The organism is Micromonospora inaquosa (assembly GCF_003857055.1).
Lineage (GTDB): Bacteria > Actinomycetota > Actinomycetes > Mycobacteriales > Micromonosporaceae > Micromonospora > Micromonospora inaquosa.
Map to the genome: position 1 here is coordinate 1 of NZ_QGSZ01000025.1, position 2081 is coordinate 2081.

Genomic DNA, 2081 nt, shown 5'->3' on the forward strand with positions numbered 1-2081 from the left:
GTGGCTCTGACGGTTTGGTCTGGCCCCACTGTGACGGCTTGATTTGGCCCCGGTGGGGTCGTTGCGGGGTCGTGGTGTGACGGCTTGAAGTGGCCCCACCTGGGTCAGATGGCGGTGGTTTGGCGTTGTTGGCGGGCGTGGGCGAGGCGGTAGGAGTCGGTGCCGGTCTCGATGATGTTGGCGCCGAAGGTGAGTCGGTCCACTATTGCTGCGCAGAGTCGTGGGTCGGTGAAGGTTTTCGTCCAGCCGGAGAATGATTCGTTGGAGGCGATAGCGACGCTGCTTTTCTCTTCGCGTTCGGTGAGGACTTGGAAGAGCAGTTCAGCGCCTTGCCGGTCGAGTTCCATGTAGCCGAGTTCGTCGATGCAGAGCAGATCGACGCGTCCGTAGCGGGCGATGGTTTTGTTGAGTTGTTTCTCGTCGGCGGCTTCGACGAGTTCGTTGACGAGTTTCGCGGCCAGGACGTAGCGGACCCGGAACCCGGCGATCGCGGCGGCGGAGCCGAGTGCGATGAGTAGGTGTGATTTGCCGGTGCCGGAGTCGCCGATGAGGCAGAGGGGTTCGCCGGCACGGACCCAGGCGCAGGAGGCCAGGGTGTTGACGGTGGCGGGGTTGACGGCTGGGTTGGCGGTGTAGTCGAAGTCGGCCAGCCATTTCGCGCGGGGGAAACCGGCGGCTTTGATCTGGCGTTCGGATCGGCGCCGGCCGCGGTCGTCGCATTCGGTCATGAGTAGTTCGGCGAGGAACCCGCGGTAGGTGAGTTGCTCTCGTTCCGCGGCGTCGGCGATCTCCCCGAAGCGGGTGCGGATCGTGGGCAGGCGCAGAACGCGGCAGGCCTGGTCGACGGCGGCGTTGGCGGCCTGGTCGGTGACGCCTCGACGTGGTGGTGTCATGACAGTTCTCCTTCACGGGCGGGCGGGATCGGTGCGGGTGTCCGGCGGTGCAGGAGTTGGTCGTAGCGGTCGACTGACGGCGCGGGTCGGGTGTCGGCGGGCAACGCGGCCAGGCGGCGTTGGGTCAGGCTCGCCACCGCAGGCACCGGGTCGGCCGGTGCCGGGCCGGGTGGACGGTGGTGTTGGGCTGGCCGGCTGCGGTGGTGGCGGGCAAGTTCGCCGGCCTTGCGGGCCTCAACCGCGACGACGTCGACGCTGCTGGCGCCGACGGACAGGGCGACGTTGATGCCGGCGATCACGTCAGCGGCCGGGGTGTGGCGGTGCAACAGCAGCACGTCGATCAGAGCGCGGGTGCCGGCGGTGTCACCGTGAGCGCGGCGGGCCGCAGCCCAGAACGCCTCATGGGTAGCGGTGAACATTCCGGCCTTGCGGGCCTGGACCAGTGCGGTCGCGCCCGGTAACGCGCCGGGCTTGCGCAGCAGCACCTCCAGATAGTGGTCGAGCAGCAGCGTCTGTGAGCCGCGGCTGACCGAGCGGGCATGCCGGCAGATCTCGACACGGCCGTCGAAGATGACGAGCTCTGACGCGCGCAGGAACACCCGGACCTGGGATCCGATGAACCGGATCGGCACCGAGTAATGACATTGCCGGACGGTGACGCGCCCGAATCGGTCGACGCGTGGGGTCAGCAGCAGGCCCGGCTCGAACCCGTCGTCGGGCAGCGGTCCGAGTAGCGGGGCCTCGACGGCGAAGTCCTGACCGACGCTGCGGATCCGGCTGTCGATGCGGCGGGTGTCGTCGCCGGCGTCGGCGACGTCGATCCGGGCGTTGAGCACGCTCAAGCTGTCGACCTCGGGGACCGGGACGAGATGGTTGCGCCGGAACCGGCCGACCTCGCCTTCGACGCCGCCCTTCTCATGGGCGCCGTCGATGCCGGGGATGCAGTAGAACGCGTCGAAGGCATAGTGCGAGCGGAACAAAACCCACCGGTCGGACTCTGTGCGGTTGCGGCCCATCAACACCCGTGACACCGCTGAGCGCAGATTGTCGTAGCGGATCTGCCCGGTCGGGACGCCTCCGAGGACGGCGAACGCGTGCAGGTGGCCCTCGATGAACGCCTCCTGTCCCTGCGAGGCGAATACCCGGTGCACGGCCTTGCCGGAGTAGGACAACCGGAGTGTGAACAGG

At 68.0% G+C, this 2081-nt stretch carries 2 protein-coding genes; both read right to left on the reverse strand.

Going from position 1 to position 2081, the window contains the following annotated elements; genetic code table 11:
• Nucleotides 1-104: 104 nt before the first annotated feature.
• A complete protein-coding gene (istB, locus tag DLJ59_RS00130; protein ID WP_124770511.1) occupies nucleotides 105-893 on the reverse strand; it encodes an IS21-like element helper ATPase IstB in 789 nt (262 codons plus the stop codon).
• Nucleotides 890-2081: Mu transposase domain-containing protein (locus DLJ59_RS00135; protein WP_124770512.1), on the reverse strand; the 1192-nt coding region annotated here is incomplete at its 5' end. The genes DLJ59_RS00135 and istB, both read right to left, overlap by 4 nt.